Origin of the sequence: Vitiosangium sp. GDMCC 1.1324 (assembly GCF_003044305.1) — a bacterium.
In the GTDB taxonomy this organism is placed as follows: Bacteria; Myxococcota; Myxococcia; order Myxococcales; family Myxococcaceae; genus Archangium.
In genome coordinates this window covers 256930-275191 of record NZ_PZOX01000007.1, presented here as the reverse complement: position 1 = coordinate 275191, position 18262 = coordinate 256930, and the positions used below count along the sequence as shown (strand labels likewise).

Below are 18262 nucleotides of genomic sequence, written 5' to 3'. Positions count from 1 at the left end.
GGAGGCTCTCGGGCTATAGGAGGCGACCGTGATTCTCGAGAGCTTCCAGGTGGGAGAGGGGCAGCGGCCGACGGTGCTGCTGCATGGTTTCCTCGGTACGGGGCGCAACCTGCGCTCGCTGGCGCTGGCGTGGAGCCAGGTGGACAAGGACCGCCGCTTCCTGCTGCCGGACCTGACGGGCCACGGCAGCTCGCCGCCGTTGCCTCCCGGGGCCACGCTGTCCACGGTGGCCGGGGACGTGCTGGAGACGGCGCGTGCGGCGGGGCTCCAGGGGCCGTTGGACCTGGTGGGGCACTCGCTGGGCGGACGCGTGTCGCTCGCCGCGAGCCTGCGCTCCCCGGGTGACGTTGCCCGCGTGACGCTGCTGGACATCACCCCCAGCCCCATCCCCTCCAGCCAGTCCGAGAGCGGCAAGGTGTTGGAGATCCTCCGGGCCGCTCCCGCCAGCGCGCCCGACCGCAAGACGATGCGCGCGGAGCTGACGGGGCGCGGACTGTCCGGACCGCTGTCGGACTGGCTCATCATGAACCTGGAGCCGGCGCCCGAGGGCGGAGTGCGCTGGCGCTTCGACCGCGAGTCGCTCGGCGAGTTCCACGGGCGGGTGAATGGAGAGGACCTGTGGGCCGCGGTGACCCGGCCGGGCGCGAAGGTGCGCTGCATCCGCGGCGGCAGGGCCCACTACGTCACCGATGCGGACCTGGCGCGGATGGAGTCCCTGGGCTGCCCGGTGGTCACACTCCCCGACGCGGGACACTTCGTCCACGTGGACGCGCCAGACGCGCTGCTGCGCTGGCTCACCCAGGGCTGAGCACCCCTCCCATGTCCTCCACCTCCCTCTTCATCTGGCTGGCGGTCCTGGCGGATGGCCTCGCGGGGCTGGCGGGAGGGCTCCTCTCGGAGCGCTGGCTGTCCCGCCACCTGTCGGCCCTGGTGGCCTTCGCCGCCGGGGCGCTGCTGGCAGCCGTCTTCCTGGACATCTTCCCCGAGGCCGTCGCAACCGAGGGCCCAGCGGCCTTCCAGTGGGCGTTCGCGAGCTTCCTGGCCCTCGCCCTCCTCGAGTGGTTCCTCGGACCCCATCACCACGACCACTCCCACCACGCCCCCGGCCATCCCCACCACCACGAGCACCTGGACAGTGCGTCCACCGTGGTGCCGTCGCTGCTGGCGGCGGACGCGCTGCACAACATCGGGGATGGCGCGGCGGTGGCGGCGGCCTTCCTCGTCTCACCCCAGGCCGGAGTGGCCACCGCCATGGCCGTCATCGCGCACGAGCTGCCCCAGGAGGTCGGGGACTACGCACTGCTGCGTGCCGCGGGCATGCCACGCGCCCGGGCCCTGCTGGCGCTCGGAGGCGTTCAACTCACCGCGGCGGTGGGCGCCGGCGCGGTGTTGCTGGGCTCGCGCATGGTCGAGGGCCTGGAGGGCATCGTCCTGGCGATCGCCAGCGGGACGTTCCTCTACATCGGCGCCACGGACCTGCTGCCGGAGCTGCGCCGTGGGTCGACCCCGAGAGAGGCGCGCGGACGCCTGCTCGGCTTCCTGCTGGGCCTGGCGCTCGTGGCCGTGGCGGGCGTGGTGGAGCGTCAGGTGATGGGCACGCACCCTTGACAGGCGGCGCGGCGGGGGCTGGCCCGGATGTCCATCGCCGGACAGGGGCTGCATGGCCACGGTTCCAGCCATGCAACTCGGTGCCAGGCGCATGCTGGGAGAAATCTTGTTGGAACTGGGGCTCATCGACCGCGCCCAGCTCCGCCTCGGGCTGGTGCACCACCATGAGACCCGCGTCCCCCTCGGACGGGCCCTGGTGCGTGAAGGGGTGTGCTCCGAGGCGGATGTCCTGCGCGCGCTCTCACTGCAGCTCGGCATCGAGGCCGTCGACCTGGACCGGGAGCCCCTGGACCGGAGGCTCACGCGGCTCATCCCCAAGCGCATCGCCCGGCAGTACCGGGTGGTTCCCCTCCGGCTCGAGAAGGGAGAGCGCGAGGTGCTGCACGTCGCCCTGCCCGCTCCGGCTTCGCTCGAGGCCCTGGACGCGGTGCGCGCCGTCTCCGGCAAGCCCCGCGTCGAGCCCCACCTCGCCTCGGACACGGCCCTGACGCACGCGCTCGGCGGACTCTACGGCCTCATGGATGAAGCCCAGGAGTCCGCCACCGAGCCCGCTCCGGAGCGCGGCCCGGACCTGCCCCTGCTGCTCTACGCGTGGCCTCCCGTCACCGCCACCCTCATCTCCCGGGCGCTCGCGCGGCACGGCATCCGGACCCGGGTCGCCTCTCCGCTGGAGGTCATGCACACGACCGCCGCGGACATCGTGTTCGCCCCGGTGCAGGCCATGGAGGGACTGCTCGCGGGGGAAGCGCGAATCGCTGGCACGTTGCTGCTCTCCGGCACCTCGGAGGACGAGGACCTCGAGCGGGCCCATCAAATCGGAGCGAAGGGCTACGTCGCCAACCCGCTCGACGGCGAGCTGCTGCTGCGAGCCATCCGCCGGCTGCGCTCCCCTTCCGGGGACGCCTCGCAGCCCCAATCGGGCCCGAACGGCTGACCCTCCCACCGGAGGCATGACCATGAAGACGTCCACCCGATTCCACGAGAGGCACCCGGCCATGACGGCCGTGCTCGGGGCGACCGCGCTCACCTGGCTCTTCCGGAGGGTGCGCACCCGGCTCTTCCCGGTGATTCTGCCGGAGCCGACCGGCCCCTATGACGTCGGCCGCATCGCCTTCGACTGGGTGGACGCGCGCCGCGAGGAGCCCTACGCCCGCCGTGGACATCGCCGGCGCGAGCTGTCCGCCTGGCTCTGGTACCCCGCCGAGCTTCGGCCGGGCACGAAGCCCGGTCCCTACCTGCCCGCGGGATGGCGCCTCACCAGCCTCTTCTGGCAATTCCAGGCCTCGCGCGTGCGCGCCCACGCGGTGCCGGGAGCGCCCGTGGCCCGTCCCCGCGCCCGCTATCCCGTGCTCGTCTTCTCGCCGGCCGGTTTTCCGCCGCTCTACTACTCGTCCCTCTTCGAGGAGCTGGCGAGCCACGGCTACATCGTCGCCGCCGTGAGCCACACCTACGAGGCACTTCCCCTCTCCGCCTTCGCGGATGGCCGGCTCCGGCTCTTCCGTCCGGCGAGCGTGGGAGGCGCCCTGAAGGTCTCGCGCGCCTCGCATGAGGAGGACGTGCGCACGCGGGCGGACGTCGCGCGGGTGAAGGCGGAGGACCTGCGCTCGCTGGTGGACGAGCTGGAGCGGCTGGATGCCGGCTCCGGGGTGCTCGCCGGGAGGATGGACCTGACGCGGCTCGGCGCCTTCGGCCACTCGCTGGGCGGCAACGCGGCGGTGGAGCTCTGCGCGAGTGACGAGCGGTGCCGGGCCGTGGCCAACCTGGATGGAGGCGTGTGGAGCGAGGCCGGCCAGCAAGGCGTCCCCAAGCCGGTGCTGGAGCTGTTCGCCGAGCACCCGGAGTACGTGCGTCCCTGCGACGAGTCGGTGAAACAGAAGGCCTTCGCGTCCGTCGAGTACTGCGCGGAGAACCGCGAGCTCACGGTGGACACCTGGCAGCGGCTGTATGCCCGGGCCCGGCCCGGCTACAGCGTCCAGATTCGCGGTGCGGGCCACGCCAGCTTCACGGACAGTGGCCTGCTGCCGCTGCGACGGGGCTCCCTGGCGCGGAGGGCCCTGGGCACCATCGACGGCCGCCGGATGTGGCGCGTGCTGAGCGACTACCTGCGCGCGTTCTTCGACCGGCACCTCCAGGACGCCCCCGCCCCCCTGTTGGAGGGGGCCTCTCCCTCCCACCCGGAGGGCCTGCTGGGCCCACCGGAGTCGCTCTTCTCCCCGGCGCCTGGCTTCCTCACGAGTCACTGAAGGCAGGCAGCGGCCCGATGCTCGGCTGGTCTCCGGGTGGTGGCTATCGAGTCCGTGCCTGCATCCGGTAGTGTGCGCGCACTTCCCGATTCCCATCGTCGAGAGAGGAAATGATGAACCCGAAGTCGGCCGTCGCCAGTGGACTCCTCACGGTTGCAGTGCTCGGCGGTTGCCCGAACGCCAACCGGACGCGGCCCGATGAGCCGTCCACTCCGCCCGCCCCCCAGGCCGCGAGGACCACCTCGGCTCCGCTGTCCGCCCCAGCCGCCAGCGCCTCCAGACACCCCGAGACCGAGGGCCGCCTCATCGACTCCGGACTCATCATCGAGACCTTCGCGAAGCAGTTCGGGGGGAAGGACCTCAAGCAGGTCCCCTCCGAGTTCATCGAGGCTGGAGTCTTCCGTTCCGTCCGCTATCTCTCGTACGAGGCGGCGCAGTTCGAGCTCAACATCTATGGAGACCCCCAGCACCCCGCGGGCGTGGAGATTGGCGTCTACGCCGGCAAGAACAGCACCAAGGAGGAGATCCGTCGCCTGATGGCGGGACTGCTCCAGAAGGCGGCCGACCGGGAGCTGGTCCACGGCCTGGCGCTCGGTCAGGACAAGCTCGAGCGCGCCGGCCTCACGTTCGAGATCACCCCTCCCACCGCGGACGATGGGTTCGGAGGGTGGTGGATCTCCATCTACGACAAGAACGCGCTCGACAAGGTCCGTGGACCCGACGAGGCCGAGGTGAAGGTCAGCGGCGCGGCCGGTGAACCCGCGCCCAAGGCCGAGAGCGTCGCCTCCCCGCTCAAGAAGAAGATGACGAAGCGCGCCGCCAAGAAGAAGAGCGAGGACGCGCCCAGCAAGGACGTCGCCCCCGTCAGTCCCGACCTCTGACCGGCTCTATCGGTAGCGCCGCTCGGACTCCTGGATGGGGTAGTCGTTGGCACTCATGTCCCGGCGGCGCATGAGCCCGGAGTCGTCGAACTCCCAGTGCTCGTTGCCATGGGTGCGCATCCACTGCCCCGTCTGCGCGTCGCGCCACTCGTACTCGAAGCGCACGGAGATGCGGTTGCCCGTGTACGCCCACAGCTCCTTCATCAGCTTGTAATCCAGCTCCCTCGCCCACTTGCGCCGCAGGAAGGCCTGGATGGCCTCGCGCCCCCGGAAGAACTCGGTGCGGTTGCGCCACTCCGAGTCCTCCGTGTACGCCCGTGCCACCCGCTCCGGGTCGCGCGAGTTCCAGGCATCCTCGGCGGCCTTCACCTTCGCCCGGGCCGTCTCCTCGGTGAACGGCGGACGGAGGGACGTGGGAGCCGCAGCGGGATTCGATGATGTCGTCTCGTGTCGTGTCATGGGGATGGGCTTCAGCAGACTCCATGCCAAACACTCCCCGCGCCTCGACCCCAGTAAACCCAAACACTTACGCGGCCGGAGTACGAACTGGGGACCACGAAATCTCGGGGTCCACGAGATATCGTTGCGGCGCCACGAGTCCTCGTGCACGGTGGCCGTATGCTCCCGGAAGCGCTCCAATCCATCGCCCTGGCCGTGGCACAGGTGCGCGCGCTGGACGAGGTGCTGGATGCCGTGGTGCGGGGACTCGCGGCCCAACCCGAGTGGGCCCTCGCCCGCCTGTGGCTCATCCGGCCCGGAGACCTGTGCGCCTCCTGCCCCATGCGCGCCGAGTGCCCCGACACCTCGCGCTGCCTGCACCTGGTGGCGAGCGCGGGCACACCCCGGCACGGGCGCAAGCCGTGGACGCGCCTGGATGGCCGCTTCCGCCGCTTCCCGCTCGGCGTGCGGAAGGTGGGGCGCATCGCCACCACGGGACAGGGCATGCTGCTGCAACGGGTGGGTGGGGACTCGGAGTGGCTCGTCGACCGGGCCTGGGCCGAGCGCGAGGGCATCCGCGCCTTCGCCGGACAGCCGCTCGTCTTCCGGGGCGAGGTGCTGGGTGTGCTCGCCGTGTTCAGCCGGCGCGAGCTCGGCACACGCGAGTTCTCCTGGTTGCGCACCTTCGCGGACCACGCGGCGGTGGCCATCGCCAACGCGCGGGCCTTCGAGGAGCTGGCGCGGCTGCGCGAGCGGCTGGAGCAGGAGCGGGACTACCTGCGCGAGGAGGTCCGCGACGCGCTGTCCTTCGGGGAGATCATCGGGCGCAGCGCACCGTTGCAGCGCGTCTTCCAGCAGCTCGAGCCGGTAGCGGCCACGAACGCCAGCGTGCTCATCCTCGGTGAGTCGGGCGTGGGCAAGGAATTGGTGGCGCGCGCCCTCCACGAGCGAGGCCCAAGGCGCGGCCGGCCGCTCATCCGGGTCAACTGCGCCTCCATTCCGCGCGAGCTCTTCGAGAGCGAGTTCTTCGGCCATGTGAAGGGCGCCTTCACCGGCGCGCTGAAGGACCGGGCCGGGCGCTTCCAGCTCGCCGATGGCGGCACGCTCTTCCTGGACGAGGTGGGGGAGATTCCGCTGGAGCTCCAGGGCAAGCTGCTGCGCGTGCTCCAGGAGGGCACCTTCGAGCGCGTGGGCGAGGACGAGACGCGCCGGGTGGATGTGCGCGTCATCGCCGCCACCAACCGGGACCTCGAGCGCGAGGTCCACGAGGGCCGCTTCCGGAGGGACCTCTATTACCGGCTGAGCGTCTTCCCCATCGAGGTGCCCCCCCTGCGCGAGCGCACGGAGGACATTCCGCTGCTCGCCGCCCACTTCGTGCGCATGGCCAGTGCACGGCTCGGCCGCCCTGCACCGGCGCTCGGAGCGGCGCAGCTCGAGGCGCTCCAGCGCTACGACTGGCCGGGCAACGTGCGCGAGCTGGAGAACGTCATCGAGCGGGCCGTCATCCTCTCGCGCGGCGCGGAGACGCTGCGTCTGGACCTGGCCCTGCCCGAGCAGGCGCGGCGCTCGCATGCTTCCTCCACACGGACCGAGCGGCAGCCCACGCCCACCGTCGTCACGGACACGGAGCTCCGCCGCCGGGAACGGGAGAACCTTCAGGCCGCGTTGGAGGCGGCAGGGGGCCGAGTGTATGGCCCCGGAGGAGCCGCGTCGCTGCTGGGCCTTCCGCCCACGACCCTGGCCTCACGCATGAAGGCACTTGGAATCCCGAAGCCCCGCTCGCCCGCATGACGGGGAGCCGTGCCTTGTCCCCATCCCCGGAGGTGACGACCGTTCAAGGAGCGGCCCGGTCCCAGCCCAGGCCGTGGGAGGCCGAACATGTTGAATCTCCGCGCACTGCAAGCATTCCTGTGGTCGCTCTTCCTCACGCCAGCGCTGGCGCTCGCCCAGTCGGCTAAGCCCATCGAGCCATACGAGCCCTATGAGTCCACCCGCTGGGGCCTGGGCTGGCTGTGGCTGGTAGCGCTCGCCATCATCCTCGTCGCCCTCGTGGCCTGGGGCCTGTCCCGCGACCGGACCCACCAGGGACCGCCTCTGACTCCGTGAGGCATTCCCTTCCAACGGTGCGCTGGGTGGAGGCGCTCACTTGAAGAGGGAGAGCTCGGCGAGCTGGTACAGCGGAAGGAGCCTTCCCCGGGAGTCCTGAGCGGTCAGCCGGACGTGGCGCACTGGAGTTGAAGCCTGGAGGGGGATGTCCAGGAAGAGGGAGTGGCCATCCATCACCAGGGGCCCATCAAAGGGGTTGTCCGCCACCCAGAAGCTGCCCGAGTAGTAGAACGACGTCATGTCCTCCCCCGGAAGGGTCACCGCCTCCACGAGGGGACTCCAGGTCACGCCGTCCTCACTCCCTTCGAGCCGCAGCGAATACGCCTCCGGTGAGAAGTGCGAGACATTGAGCGCGCGGATGACGGCACGGGACAGGGGGGAGGAGACAGGGAGCGTGATGACGACCTGCGTGGCGCCCGACTCCCCATCCCTCACGCGAAGCTGGGTGAGCTTCCCATCCGTCCAGGGACAGGGGCCCTCCGTCACGGGCTGACACGTGGCGCCACGGCTGAGCGGGAGGAGCGCACCGGAGGGCGCGGGAAGCCGTTCACTCCGCCACTCGAGCCGGAACTCCAGGAACCCGTTGTTGGAAGCCAGGGGCTGGAAGGACCAGACCCCCGCGGTCATGGCACGCACCTGGATTTCGGGACGCGCGAAGTCCTCGAGCAACCAGGGATGAAGCGTCCAGGGGGAGTGCGCATCCACCTGCTGCCAGAGCGGAGCTCCCTCGCTGAGGAGCTGCAATACGGGCCTGGGATTGGGAGTGACCTGCGGAACCAGTGAACCATCCTCCGCGATGAGGCTGAGGTAGTGGGCGGCTGGCGGCAGCTCGGCGGGAGGCGGCGGCGGCGAGAAGGTCAGGGTGGGCCCTCCGTCCGCATCCACCCAGGCGAGGTTCGCGGCCCAGGGCCGCAGGGGAGGCAACTCCACGTCGGAGCCCATCATCAGAACGTACGAGAGGATGGTCGCGCGGCCCTCCTCGAGCGGAGTGACCATCCGGAAGCGGTAGGTCCCCTCGCCTTCCTCCTGGATGTCACCCACGAGCGCCTGCGCGATGAAGGTTCCATCCGCCGCCGTCGTGGTGGTCGAGTAGTCCGAGAACTCGGGAGCGAGAGGCCGGCCCTCGGAATCAGTGTTGGAGCCATTCGTGTCCAGCGCGCGGGTGACGGGCAGGGTCACCCCGGCCAGGGGAGCGCCATCCGCGTGCAGCGCCTGCCCGTAGGCATAGATGGGATCGTCCGGGAGAGGCTCGCAGCCCGCGGCGGTGAGCAGGGCGAGCAGGGACAGGACTCGAGACACCGGTCGGTTCATGTCAGTAGGTGGCCTTCAGGCCGATGAGGGGGAGGATGACGGGCAGACGCACGGGCTTGCGGTAATGCCCCGGCACGAAAGTGCCATCGGCGGCCACATGCTCCTCGTCGGAGAGCGAGTACGTGTAGGCCACCACCTCCTGCTGGAGCGAGATGTTGAGGACATCCAGGTAGGCCTCCAGTGTGAAGTCCTCCATCACCCACGTCTTGGAGGCGCGCAGGTCCACGCGGAAATAGGGGGGCAGGCGCCCGACGCGATCCAGGTTCTCCGCCCCCCAGTCGGGAGAGCCATCTGAGCGGTAGATGGCGCGGCGGGTGCGCGAGGTGATCTCCCCGGACTCGGGGCGGCCGGTATTGAAGTGGACCACCGTGCCCACGGTGTAGTTGTTGCCGAACCGGTAGCTGAGGGCCGCGTTGAAGACATGCTGCTGCTCGAAGGCGAATGGGAGGGAAGCCGTCGCGCTGCCGATGATGTGTTGCTGATCATCGAAGAGGTTGAAGCGGACGCGGCGCCGGCTCTGGAGGAAGCTGTACGACGCCCAGCCGAACCAGTTGCGTCCGAGCGGGTGGCGGGCCATCAGCTCGAAGCCGTAGGCGTAGCCGCTCGAGCTGGGATCCGGCAGGGGCTGCCCGTCGAGGCGCCGGTTCTGCAGGGCCTTCTTCAGGTCAAACTCCACCGTGCGCAGCAAGGGGTTGTAGAAGGCGTCGGCGCTCAACTCGAGCCCCTCGCGAGCCTTCCATTCGGCCCCCACGTCGAGCTGCACGCCCTCTTGCAAGCCGTAGCGCAGCGTCGAGGTGTCCACGACGGGCAGGTGCATCAGCACCGTGGGGGCCTGGTGGAAGAGGCCCGCGCCGCCCTTGAAGGTGAGCGTCTCCGAGAAGGCATGGCGCACGGTCAGCCGGGGCTCCAGCGCGGCGTGGGTGATGCCGGGCACCAGGTGGTAGAGGTCCGCGCGCACGCCGGGGATGAGCAACCAGCTCGGGACCGGGTTCCACTGAAGCTCGGCGTGGGCCCCGCTGAAGAGGGCGAGCGAGGAGGGGCTCTTGAGCGGATCCTCGGGCGGCTGGCCTCGCGAGCCGACGGGCGTCGCGATGCCGGTGATGATCACCGCGGCGCGACGGTGCTCGAGATCCGCGCCCACGGAGAGCCGGAGCGACCTGTTCCACTCCCGCGTCCAGAGCGCCCGGGCCGCGAGGCTCACCTGGCGCAGGGCGTACTCGCCCACGACCTGGGGCCCCTGCTCGGCGGTGAGCCCCAGTTCATCCATGCCGGCGGTGATGCCCAGCTCCCCTTCGCCGCCCGCGAGCGGGTATGTCCCGCGCAGGTCCACCCGATGGAAGCGCGTGACGACGCCACCACCCTCGCTGGCGGGCACGTCCTCATCCGGACGCACGCCCACGCCATCGGAGCTGCCCAGGGCGAAGAGGCGCAGACGTCCCTCCCCCACCTTCTGCTCGATACGGGCCTGGTAGTCCCAGAAATTGGCGCGCACGCGGCCCACGCCCTCTTCCTGGAGGATGTTGGACATGAGCGAGATGAGCAGCGCGGAGTAGCTCATCCGGCCGGCCACGCTGACACTGGTGCCGGTGGAGGGGATGGGCGCCTCCACGAAGACACCGCTGTTGATGGGGTCCACGGAGACGGTGGCGTGCAGCCGGTCCTCGCGAGGACGCGAGATGCGGCCCTCCACCGCGCCGCCCAACTGCCGCCCGTACCGCACCGGTGGCGTGCCCGGGTAGAAGTCGATGGTGTCGACGAAGTCCGGCTGCACCACCGCGGGACCGAGCAACAGGTGGTACAGCATGGGAATGCGGATGCCATCGAGGAAGAAGCCGGTGGCGGCGGGCTGGCTGCCTCGCACGACGGGGTAGGAGATGCCGGACGCGAGGCTGCCCACACCGGGCATCAGCATGACGACGCGGAAGGGATCGCCCTGGGTGCCGGGCACCTCGCGGATCTCCTGCTCGTGCAGGCTGACGCGCGTCACCTCGGTGCGGGGGCGGTCGTCGCGCACCACCGTCTCGTAGGGGTTCACCACCAGGGGCTCCAGGCGGTAGACGACCTCCAGGTGCTCGTCCGGGGAGAGGGTCTCCTGGAAGGTGAAGGGCTTGTGACCGGGAGCGCGCACCTCGATGGAGTGGGCGCCGGTGGAGGCCTCGAGGGTGAAGCGGCCCTCGCTGTCCGTGGAGACGGGCGTGGAGACACCGTCGAGGAAGAGCGCGGCATCGGCCAGGGGGCGGCGCGTGCCCTTGGCTCGCACGGTGCCCATCACCTTCGCCCGCGCGGGAGCCTGCACGGGGGCCTGGAAGCGGTAGACGAAGGGCAGACGCACCGCCACGGGCTTTCCGCCGAGCGTGGCTGGCTGGAAGCGGAGACCCGGGGCCGCGGCCCTCGCCGCCTCCTCCAGACGAGGCTCCGAGCCCTGGGTGACGGTGAGCTCGGAGACCTGACCCGTCTCATCCACCAGCAATTCCAGCGTCACCTCGCCACCGGGGCCGGTATAGCCCTCGGGCCAGGCCGCCGGGGAGTCCGCCAGGAGGGATGGCGGTACCAGCGTCGCCTCTCCGTCGGTGGACAGCTTCAAACGTCCATCCTGGGCCTGCACATCGACTTCCACCTTCCGCTGCTCTCCAGAAGGGATGGGGACACCCTGGGCGTGGGCGCGGGGTGCCCAGACCACGAGCGATAGAATCAGGACGAGGGAGAGTCGAGCGGGCCAGCGGAGACGCTGTGCGAGCACGGGCGAAAGGTACATGTCGCCCCCTTAGTCGCCGCGTGCCGGATTTCTGATCAAAAAAGTCAGCCCGCCAGGAGCCTCCGGGGTGCGGTGCTCTCGAGCGCGGACAAGAGGCGGAGTGCGGCGTCATCCACCTCCCGCCGCCATGCGAGGCGCCAGGGCCGGCGGAGCGGTCCGGACGCGAGGCGCTTCGCGACGAGGTCCCCCCTGTCGAGGTGGGGGCTGGCGATCCACTCGGAGAGCACCGCGATGCCCATGCCCGCACGCGTCACGTCGAGGATCGCCTCCGTGAGCGGCAGCCGCTCGAAGTGAAGCTGCGGCCTCGCCCGGCCGAACACGCTCGACATGAACCAGTGCGACTCCGCCGACGCGGCCTGCCCGGTCAGCAGCGTGTGCTCGCGGAGGTCCGCGGGCGTGAGCGTCTTGCGTGCCGCGAGCGGGTGCGACGCCGACATGATGAACACGACCTCATCGGAGAAGATCGGACGCTCCTCGAGCCTGCCACGTGGGACCACCGACGTCGTGATGAGCGCGACGTCGAGCTCTCCGGCCTCGAGCGCCGCGACCGGAGCGCGCGAGTGGTCCACCGCCAGCACGACCTCGAGCTCCGGCAGGCTCTTGCGCAGCCGCATGAGCGTGGACGGGAGCCAGTGGTACGCGGTGTAGCACTCGCAGACGAGGCGGATGCGCCTGGGCGGAGTCACCGGCGTGCGCACCAGATGCTCGAGGTCGCCCAACTCCACGAGCAGGCGCGTCGCGCCGGTGACGAGGCGCTGTCCCGCCGCGGTGGGCACGAGCCCTCGAGGCGTGCGGTCGAAGAGGCGCGTGCCGAGCTTGTCCTCCGCCGCGAGGAGCGCGCGGCTCACCGCGGGCTGCGTGAGGTGCAACACGGACGCGGCCTGCGCCGTGGTACCGGCGGAGGCCAGGGCGAGCACGACGCGAAGGTCGCGCACGTCGAGGCGGGGGCTCGGAGGAGGGGCAATGTCATCCATGCATTGACTCTATGCCAAGGATGCGTTGGACGCATCACCCCGGGATGCGCAAAGTAGCGCTCGTTCCGGCGAACGGAACGAAACCGACCCCTGGAGGAAATCCCATGCAGCTCTATTTCTCGCCCCTGTCCTGTTCGATGGCGACCCGCATCGCGTTCCACGAGGCAGGCGTGGAGGCCTCGTTCATCGAGGTCGACCCGAAGACGAAGCTCACGAGCGACGGAAAGAACTTCCGGGAGATCCATCCGCTCGGCCTCGTGCCGACCCTCCGCACCGACGACGGCGACATCCTCACGGAGAACGCGGCGATCCTGCAGTACGTGGCCGACTTCTTCCCCAAGGCGAAGCTCGCGCCGACGGACCGCATGGAGCGCGCCCGGCTGCACCAGTGGTTGTGCTTCATCGGAACCGAACTGCACAAGGCGCTCTTCGTGCCGCTCCTCGACGCGAAGGCCCCCGAAGCCGTGAAGGCCTACGCGCTGGAGAAGGAGGCGTCCCGCCTCTCCCACCTGGAGAAGCACCTGACCGGCCGCGAGTTCCTCCTCGACCGCTTCAGCGTCGCGGACGCGTACCTGTTCACGGTCCTGAACTGGACCCAGGTGACGCCGGTCGACCTGAAGAAATGGCCGGCGATCAGCGCCTACGTCTCGCGTCTGCGCGACAGGCCGAGCGTGGCGAAGGCGTTCGCGGAGGAGCGGGTGCTCTACATGGAGGAGCAGGCGAGGCACAAGAAGGCCAACGCTTGAAAATGGCGGGGGGCACCCGCCAGGGATCACTCACCTGCCCGCGCCGTAGATGGCATCACGGAGGGTGACGGGGAAGGCGCCGAACACGCCTTCGCTCGCTGTATTGGTGAGCGCCACGACCGTCAGGCGGTGCTTCGGATCGACGAACCAGGTGTGGCCGTAGGAGCCGCCCCATTGCCAGGTCCCGGCCGACTGCGGGCTCCCGGCCTTCGCCGGGTCCACGAGGATCCCCACGCCGAGACCGAAGCCCCAGCCAGGACCCCAGGACTCGGCTTCCGGGCCGACGTGGGCAGTGGTCAGCTGCTCGACGGTGGACGCCCCCAACACCGGAGCACCCCCCATCCGGAGCGTCTCCAGGAACTTCAGGATGTCACCGGCCGAGCCCACCATGCCGCCTCCGCCGGAGGGAAACGAGCGCGGGTCGAAGACCCGGCCGGGCACGAAGGTGACGGTACTGGCACGGGTCGCCAGGGTGTGCGATTCACCCATGCGCACCGGCTCCGGGTGCCCATCCGCGTAGGGCGTCGCGAGCCGGGCGACATCCTTGACGCTGAAGGCCGTGTCCGACATGCCGAGAGGCCGGGTGACGAGGCGTTCCACCACCTCGGGCAACGAAGCCCCGCCGGCACGAGCGATGACCGCACCCAGGACATCGGTGGCGACGGAATACCCCCAGCTCGTCCCAGGCACATACGACAGCGGAACCGAGACGATCCGCCGGAGGTGCTCCTCCATGGAGAGCCCGGGCTGGTCGAGCCCCTCGGAAATCCGGGCGCGATGATACGGCCCATGCGCCGGCTCCCTGAAGCGGTAGGTCAATCCCGCGGTATGGGTCATCAGATGGCGCACGGTGATGACGGGTTCGCGGCCATCCTCCAGCTTCGGGCGGAAGTCCGGGAGCCACCGGGTGACCGGGTCCTCGAGCTGGAGCTGGTGCTGTTCGACGAGTGCCAGGGCGGCGGCGGACACAATCACCTTGGTGATGGATGCCAGGCGGAACAGCTCGTTCTCCCGCATGGGCCGGCCCGCCTCACGGTCGGCGGAGCCGGCGGCGCGCTGGTAGACGACGCGGCCATCCCGCGCGACGAGAACGACGGTCCCGACAATCCGCTTCTCCGTGAGCGCACGGTGGATGACCTCGTCCAGACGTACCGAGAGGGCATGATCCTCGGCGACGCTGGGGTTTGGGGGGCTGTCCACGGAGAGGTTGGCAATGGCAGAGGGCATGATGGGGAGTTCCTGTTGTCCCTTCGTTCGCCCTTCAAGGTAGGTGGCGACACCCGCCGTGACAGCCAATGATTTCGTAGGGCCCTCATACGAAACCGTATACGTCCACCCATCGGCCCGGTGCGGGCGGGCGCGGAGTGGGAAATGAGAGCCGCCTGGAATGGATGCATTTCACTTGCTCGGAATCCATTTTTTCCCTACCTGAGAGGAGCACCCGAGCCAACGGTGCGGCTCCATCTACAGGCGCCATCTCCAGAAGAGGTATCCATGAAGAAGACGCGTATGTCCCTGCTGATGGCAGGATTCGTATCCATTGCCACGGGTTGCCAGCCCGAGCTCTCCCCCGAAGCCGAGCTGGGAACCCACGAGGCGGCCCTGACCGGTGTCGGCACGTGGACCCCCAACGCGCCCATGCAGAACTCGGTAACAATGGGTACCGCCACGCTGCTGCGCGTCACGGGCAACGTGCTGCTGACACAGGATGGCTTCGGGCAGCTCTACAACCCGTACACGAACACCTGGCAGCTGGCCGGGTCCTTTGAGTGGGGGCGCCACGGCTACACCGCGACGGAGCTCCCCTCGGGCAAGGTGCTGGTGGCCGGTGGCCGCCTCGGCGGCGCGATGAGGTGGGTGAGCAGCACCTGGCTGTACGACGAGACCACCAATACGTGGACCGAATCGGGCAGCGCGAACACGCCGCGCTACAATCACACCACGACGCGGCTGGACTCGGGCAAGGTGCTGATGGTGGGCGGCATCTACTACCTGGGTGAGCAGGGGAACTCGGAGCTGTACGATCCGGACACGGGCACGTGGAGCACCGTGAGCAGCAGCCTCGTTCCCCACGCGGCCCACACCGCGACGCTGCTCTACTCGGGCAAGGTGCTGGTGGCGGGCGGCTCCGGACCCAACAACGGCGACATCTCCACGGCCGAGCTCTATGACCCGTCCACGAACACCTGGGCGCCGGCGGGCAACATGTCCCAGGCGCGCAAGGACCACCTCGCCGTCCGGCTCTACTCGGGCAACGTGATGATCCTGGGCAACGGGTCCTCGAGCGACAACTCGGTGGAGCTGTACGACCCCTACAACAATCAATGGGTCGCCGGCCCCGCCCTGCCCATCCCCGGCCCGTACTTCTCCGCGACGATGCTCTACTCGGGAGAGGTGCTGGTGACGAACGGCTCCGGGCAGGCGGCGGTGTACAACCCCTCGGCGAACGCGTGGCTGCTCACGGTGCCCATGAACCAGGCCCGCAGCAACCATGACGCGGTGCTGCTCCACACGGGGCAGGTGCTGGTGACGAGCGGCTACAACAGCACCAACGGGTCTCTCACTTCCATCGAGCGCTTCACCCGCTGAGCGCGGCACGGAAGTCCCACCGCCACCGCCTCCACCGCTGGAGAGAACAGCGTGGAGGCGGGGCGGTACCGTGAGAGAATCCCGAGCAGTGGACTGGGATGACCTGAGAATCGTGCTCGCCGTGGCCAGGCATGGCTCCCTGAGCGCCGCCGCGAGAGCCCTGGGGACGACACAACCAACGGTCAGCCGCCGGCTCGATGGCTTCGAGCACCGCATCGGCGTCAAGTTGTTCGAGCGCGGAGCGAACGGGCTGTCGCCGACCCCGCTCTGCTCGGCCCTCGTCGAAGGCCTCGACCGCATGGACGAGGGCGCCCTGGTGGTGGAGCGCCGCATCGCGGCGCGCGATACGGGCCTCCAGGGTCCCCTCACCGTGACCAGCATTGGCTGGTTCGGGGACTACATCGTGGCGCCCATCCTGGCGAAGTTCGGCGGGCAGCACAGGCTGGTGACGCTCGAGCTCATCAACGAGGTGCGCCGCCTCAATCTGTCTCGCCGCGATGCGGATGTCGCCTTCCGCTTTGGCTCCTTCGAGCAGGAAGACCTCTTCGAGCGCAAGGTGGCCGACGTCGCGTATGGCCTCTACGCCTCGGCCAGGTACTTGAAGCAACACGGGCGTCCGGACTTCGCGGCGGGCTGCGCCGGGCACGCGGTCGTCATGGTGCAGACAGGGCCCAACTGGGCACCGGACCAGTGGTCGCGAGCGCTCGCTCCCGAGGCGCGGGTGATTCTGCGAACGAACAGCGTCCACTCGCAGCTCGCGACGGTCGAAGCAGGCGAAGCACTCGCGGTCCTGCCACGCGCGCTGGCCGACCACCGGCCGGCGCTTCGCCGTCTCGAGACACCACAGCCCGGACCGGTGATGCCGGTCCGGCTGGGAGTTCACGCCGACCTCCGGGAGACGCCGCGCATCCGGGCCTTCATCGACTTCGCGGTGCGCGAGCTGGAGAAGCGTGCCGCCGAGCTGAACCCGGTCTGAGTGCGTGGAGCGTCCGTGCGTCAGGGGACCTGGGTGATGCGGATCCAGTTCAGGTTCCACCCGCCGGCCTGAGCGTAGACGCCGACGTTGTAGGTCCCCGCCGTGACGTTGACGGTGTGCGAGATGGTGGTCCAGTTCTGCCAGCCGCCCGTCACGGGGACATTCAGCATGCCGAGCACGATGGCTCCCGCGTTCAGGTCCAGCGACAGCTGGCCTCCGCTCGAGAGGCTGGCGACGCGGTACTCGACCGTATAGGTGCCGGAGACCGGGAAGGTGATGCTGTTGTAGGCCAGCCAGTCCCCCGTATCGATCGCGCCCACGTTGGAGCCTCCGCCCGAGTCGGAGGTCGCCTCGGTGATGACCCCGCTCATCGCGCTGTAGGCTTCCGCCTGGATGAGGGTGGAGCTCGGCGTCCCCGAGGTGCTCACGACGAGCGACGAGACCCGGTCGTTCCAGGAGTCGTCCACGAGCGAGGCGTCATCCGCCGTCTTGGTGAGGGTGGCCCCCGTGAAGTTGTCGTCGGCGTACAGGGTGACCTTGTAGCCGCTCGCGACCTTCAGGGAGGTGATGTCGTCATTGAGCACGCCCCGGGCCTGCAGGGCCGACAGGGTGTAGCTGCCCACGGGCAGTCCCGCCGCGTAGCCGCCGTAGTTGATGTCCTGATAGACGGTGACGGCGGTGGCGCCCGGAGGCGAGTAGGAGAAGGGGAAGTCCCGCTGCGCCTGGACGAACTGGGCCTCCCACTCGGTGGGCCAGCCGAAGGCGGAGGTGGCCAGGGTCTTCAGATTGACGCCCGCGGCCCCGCTCCAGAAGTGGACGAACTCACCCCAGTTCAGGGCGCGCGCATAGTCATTGCCATTCTTCGGGAAGTACTGGGCCAGCAGGACGAAGTACCGGTTCAACACCGCCGAGCCGCCGTAGTTCTTGTAGATGGGATAGAACCAATCCCTGAACCAATGGGTATTGGCCCGGGGGAAGCTGTCCGTGGTGGTCTGCATGAGATTGAACCACCGGTTGACGTCAGCGCTCCTGCCCAGACCCACGTAGACGTCGTAGACGAAGATCTCCGCCCATTTGCTGTCGCCCCAGAGGCCGAAGGCGGGCGAGTTGTGGGCCCCCTTGGAGGCGCCCTCCACGATGTGGGCCACCTCGTGGGTGACGAGGTCCAGGTCATTGCCGGTGCCACTCGTCCAGGCGGAGGTGGAGCTGGACCCCACGTCGATCACGTTCCGGTTGTCATGGCTGGCATCGAAGTACGTGGAGGGGTGTCCGCCACTGTATTTGCCCGCGTGGAAGATGGCATACAACTGCGGATCTCGGCTGAACTGGCCGTAGGTCCGCTTGGTATACCGCCACACCTCACCCACGTATTGGTTGGGCCAGGTGATGGACCGGTTCACCGCACTGTCGAAATAAACCGCCACGTCATTGTCTTGGTAGACGCGGGAGACCAGCTGGTTGTGCTCGAACCAGTGCTCCTGCCAGGTCGCGGGCGCGGTTTGCGCCAACGCGGGCACGGACAGAAACAAGGGCAGTGCGAGGGCGACCGCGGGGTTGATTCGTCTCATGGGCTTCTCCAGGCAAAACCGGAAAAGCCGATTAGACACGAATCCCGGAGTTGTCAAGACATGCGCA

The 18262-nt window shown here is 69.2% G+C and carries 16 protein-coding genes; 10 read left to right on the top strand and 6 right to left on the bottom strand.

Annotation, left to right across the window (positions count from 1 at the left end; genetic code table 11):
- Nucleotides 1-28: 28 nt before the first annotated feature.
- The 5 genes from DAT35_RS22225 to DAT35_RS22205 all read left to right on the top strand — a co-directional run bounded on the left by DAT35_RS22225 (nucleotide 29) and on the right by DAT35_RS22205 (nucleotide 4732).
- Nucleotides 29-808: an alpha/beta fold hydrolase gene (locus DAT35_RS22225; RefSeq protein WP_108069107.1), complete on the top strand. Its 780-nt coding sequence runs from the start codon at nucleotides 29-31 to the stop codon at nucleotides 806-808.
- Between the two features lie 11 nt (nucleotides 809-819).
- On the top strand, nucleotides 820-1608 hold the full coding sequence (locus DAT35_RS22220; RefSeq protein WP_108069106.1) for a ZIP family metal transporter: 789 nt from the start codon (nucleotides 820-822) through the stop codon (nucleotides 1606-1608).
- Between the two features lie 91 nt (nucleotides 1609-1699).
- Entirely contained in the window at nucleotides 1700-2542 is an 843-nt protein-coding gene (locus DAT35_RS22215) for a general secretion pathway protein GspE (RefSeq protein WP_233261635.1), read from the top strand.
- A 22-nt stretch (nucleotides 2543-2564) separates the two neighbouring features.
- Nucleotides 2565-3851 (top strand): hypothetical protein, encoded by a 1287-nt coding sequence (locus DAT35_RS22210; RefSeq protein WP_158501827.1) that lies wholly within the window; start codon nucleotides 2565-2567, stop codon nucleotides 3849-3851.
- 110 nt (nucleotides 3852-3961) lie between these two features.
- Nucleotides 3962-4732: a hypothetical protein gene (locus DAT35_RS22205; protein ID WP_108069104.1), complete on the top strand. Its 771-nt coding sequence runs from the start codon at nucleotides 3962-3964 to the stop codon at nucleotides 4730-4732.
- Between the two features lie 6 nt (nucleotides 4733-4738).
- On the opposite strand, the gene DAT35_RS22200 is transcribed toward DAT35_RS22205, so the two are convergent.
- On the bottom strand, nucleotides 4739-5191 hold the full coding sequence (locus tag DAT35_RS22200) for a nuclear transport factor 2 family protein (RefSeq protein WP_108069103.1): 453 nt from the start codon (nucleotides 5189-5191) through the stop codon (nucleotides 4739-4741).
- Between the two features lie 159 nt (nucleotides 5192-5350).
- Here DAT35_RS22200 and DAT35_RS22195 point away from each other — a divergent pair, with 159 nt between their 5' ends.
- On the top strand, nucleotides 5351-6961 hold the full coding sequence (locus DAT35_RS22195) for a sigma 54-interacting transcriptional regulator (protein WP_108069102.1): 1611 nt from the start codon (nucleotides 5351-5353) through the stop codon (nucleotides 6959-6961).
- Nucleotides 6962-7048: 87 nt separating this feature from the next.
- Nucleotides 7049-7276 carry a hypothetical protein gene (locus tag DAT35_RS22190; protein ID WP_108069101.1) on the top strand — a complete coding sequence of 76 codons (228 nt, stop codon included), beginning with the start codon at nucleotides 7049-7051 and terminating at the stop codon, nucleotides 7274-7276.
- Between the two features lie 36 nt (nucleotides 7277-7312).
- Here DAT35_RS22190 and DAT35_RS22185 read toward each other — a convergent pair whose 3' ends face one another.
- Genes DAT35_RS22185 through DAT35_RS22175 form a run of 3 tightly spaced genes read right to left on the bottom strand, consistent with a single transcriptional unit; the run spans nucleotide 7313 to nucleotide 12316 of the window.
- Nucleotides 7313-8587, bottom strand: a complete 1275-nt coding sequence (locus DAT35_RS22185; RefSeq protein ID WP_108069100.1) for a hypothetical protein — start codon at nucleotides 8585-8587, stop codon at nucleotides 7313-7315.
- 1 nt (nucleotide 8588) lies between these two features.
- Entirely contained in the window at nucleotides 8589-11342 is a 2754-nt protein-coding gene (locus tag DAT35_RS22180; protein WP_108069099.1) for a TonB-dependent receptor domain-containing protein, read from the bottom strand.
- 44 nt (nucleotides 11343-11386) lie between these two features.
- A complete protein-coding gene (locus tag DAT35_RS22175; protein ID WP_108069098.1) occupies nucleotides 11387-12316 on the bottom strand; it encodes a LysR family transcriptional regulator in 930 nt (309 codons plus the stop codon).
- A gap of 104 nt (nucleotides 12317-12420) precedes the next feature.
- Here DAT35_RS22175 and DAT35_RS22170 point away from each other — a divergent pair, with 104 nt between their 5' ends.
- Nucleotides 12421-13062 carry a glutathione binding-like protein gene (locus DAT35_RS22170; RefSeq protein WP_108069097.1) on the top strand — a complete coding sequence of 214 codons (642 nt, stop codon included), beginning with the start codon at nucleotides 12421-12423 and terminating at the stop codon, nucleotides 13060-13062.
- A 30-nt stretch (nucleotides 13063-13092) separates the two neighbouring features.
- Here the strand turns inward: DAT35_RS22170 and DAT35_RS22165 are convergent, their stop codons facing one another.
- Nucleotides 13093-14289: a serine hydrolase gene (locus DAT35_RS22165; protein ID WP_108069096.1), complete on the bottom strand. Its 1197-nt coding sequence runs from the start codon at nucleotides 14287-14289 to the stop codon at nucleotides 13093-13095.
- Between the two features lie 267 nt (nucleotides 14290-14556).
- Here DAT35_RS22165 and DAT35_RS22160 point away from each other — a divergent pair, with 267 nt between their 5' ends.
- Nucleotides 14557-15651, top strand: coding sequence for a kelch repeat-containing protein (locus DAT35_RS22160; RefSeq protein WP_158501826.1), 1095 nt, complete (start codon nucleotides 14557-14559; stop codon nucleotides 15649-15651).
- A gap of 70 nt (nucleotides 15652-15721) precedes the next feature.
- Nucleotides 15722-16627 carry a LysR family transcriptional regulator gene (locus DAT35_RS22155; protein WP_108069094.1) on the top strand — a complete coding sequence of 302 codons (906 nt, stop codon included), beginning with the start codon at nucleotides 15722-15724 and terminating at the stop codon, nucleotides 16625-16627.
- A gap of 20 nt (nucleotides 16628-16647) precedes the next feature.
- Here DAT35_RS22155 and DAT35_RS22150 read toward each other — a convergent pair whose 3' ends face one another.
- On the bottom strand, nucleotides 16648-18195 hold the full coding sequence (locus DAT35_RS22150) for a carbohydrate-binding protein (protein ID WP_108069093.1): 1548 nt from the start codon (nucleotides 18193-18195) through the stop codon (nucleotides 16648-16650).
- Nucleotides 18196-18262: the final 67 nt, after the last annotated feature.

Coding starts and splice junctions, on each gene's coding strand:
- DAT35_RS22220 (WP_108069106.1), top strand. CDS start 820: ATGTCCTCCACCTCCCTCTTCATCTGGCTGGCGGTCCTGGCGGATGGC.
- DAT35_RS22215 (WP_233261635.1), top strand. CDS start 1,700: ATGCTGGGAGAAATCTTGTTGGAACTGGGGCTCATCGACCGCGCCCAG.
- DAT35_RS22210 (WP_158501827.1), top strand. CDS start 2,565: ATGAAGACGTCCACCCGATTCCACGAGAGGCACCCGGCCATGACGGCC.
- DAT35_RS22205 (WP_108069104.1), top strand. CDS start 3,962: ATGATGAACCCGAAGTCGGCCGTCGCCAGTGGACTCCTCACGGTTGCA.
- DAT35_RS22200 (WP_108069103.1), bottom strand. CDS start 5,191: ATGACACGACACGAGACGACATCATCGAATCCCGCTGCGGCTCCCACG.
- DAT35_RS22195 (WP_108069102.1), top strand. CDS start 5,351: ATGCTCCCGGAAGCGCTCCAATCCATCGCCCTGGCCGTGGCACAGGTG.
- DAT35_RS22190 (WP_108069101.1), top strand. CDS start 7,049: ATGTTGAATCTCCGCGCACTGCAAGCATTCCTGTGGTCGCTCTTCCTC.
- DAT35_RS22185 (WP_108069100.1), bottom strand. CDS start 8,587: ATGAACCGACCGGTGTCTCGAGTCCTGTCCCTGCTCGCCCTGCTCACC.
- DAT35_RS22180 (WP_108069099.1), bottom strand. CDS start 11,342: ATGTACCTTTCGCCCGTGCTCGCACAGCGTCTCCGCTGGCCCGCTCGA.
- DAT35_RS22175 (WP_108069098.1), bottom strand. CDS start 12,316: ATGGATGACATTGCCCCTCCTCCGAGCCCCCGCCTCGACGTGCGCGAC.
- DAT35_RS22170 (WP_108069097.1), top strand. CDS start 12,421: ATGCAGCTCTATTTCTCGCCCCTGTCCTGTTCGATGGCGACCCGCATC.
- DAT35_RS22165 (WP_108069096.1), bottom strand. CDS start 14,289: ATGCCCTCTGCCATTGCCAACCTCTCCGTGGACAGCCCCCCAAACCCC.
- DAT35_RS22160 (WP_158501826.1), top strand. CDS start 14,557: ATGAAGAAGACGCGTATGTCCCTGCTGATGGCAGGATTCGTATCCATT.
- DAT35_RS22150 (WP_108069093.1), bottom strand. CDS start 18,195: ATGAGACGAATCAACCCCGCGGTCGCCCTCGCACTGCCCTTGTTTCTG.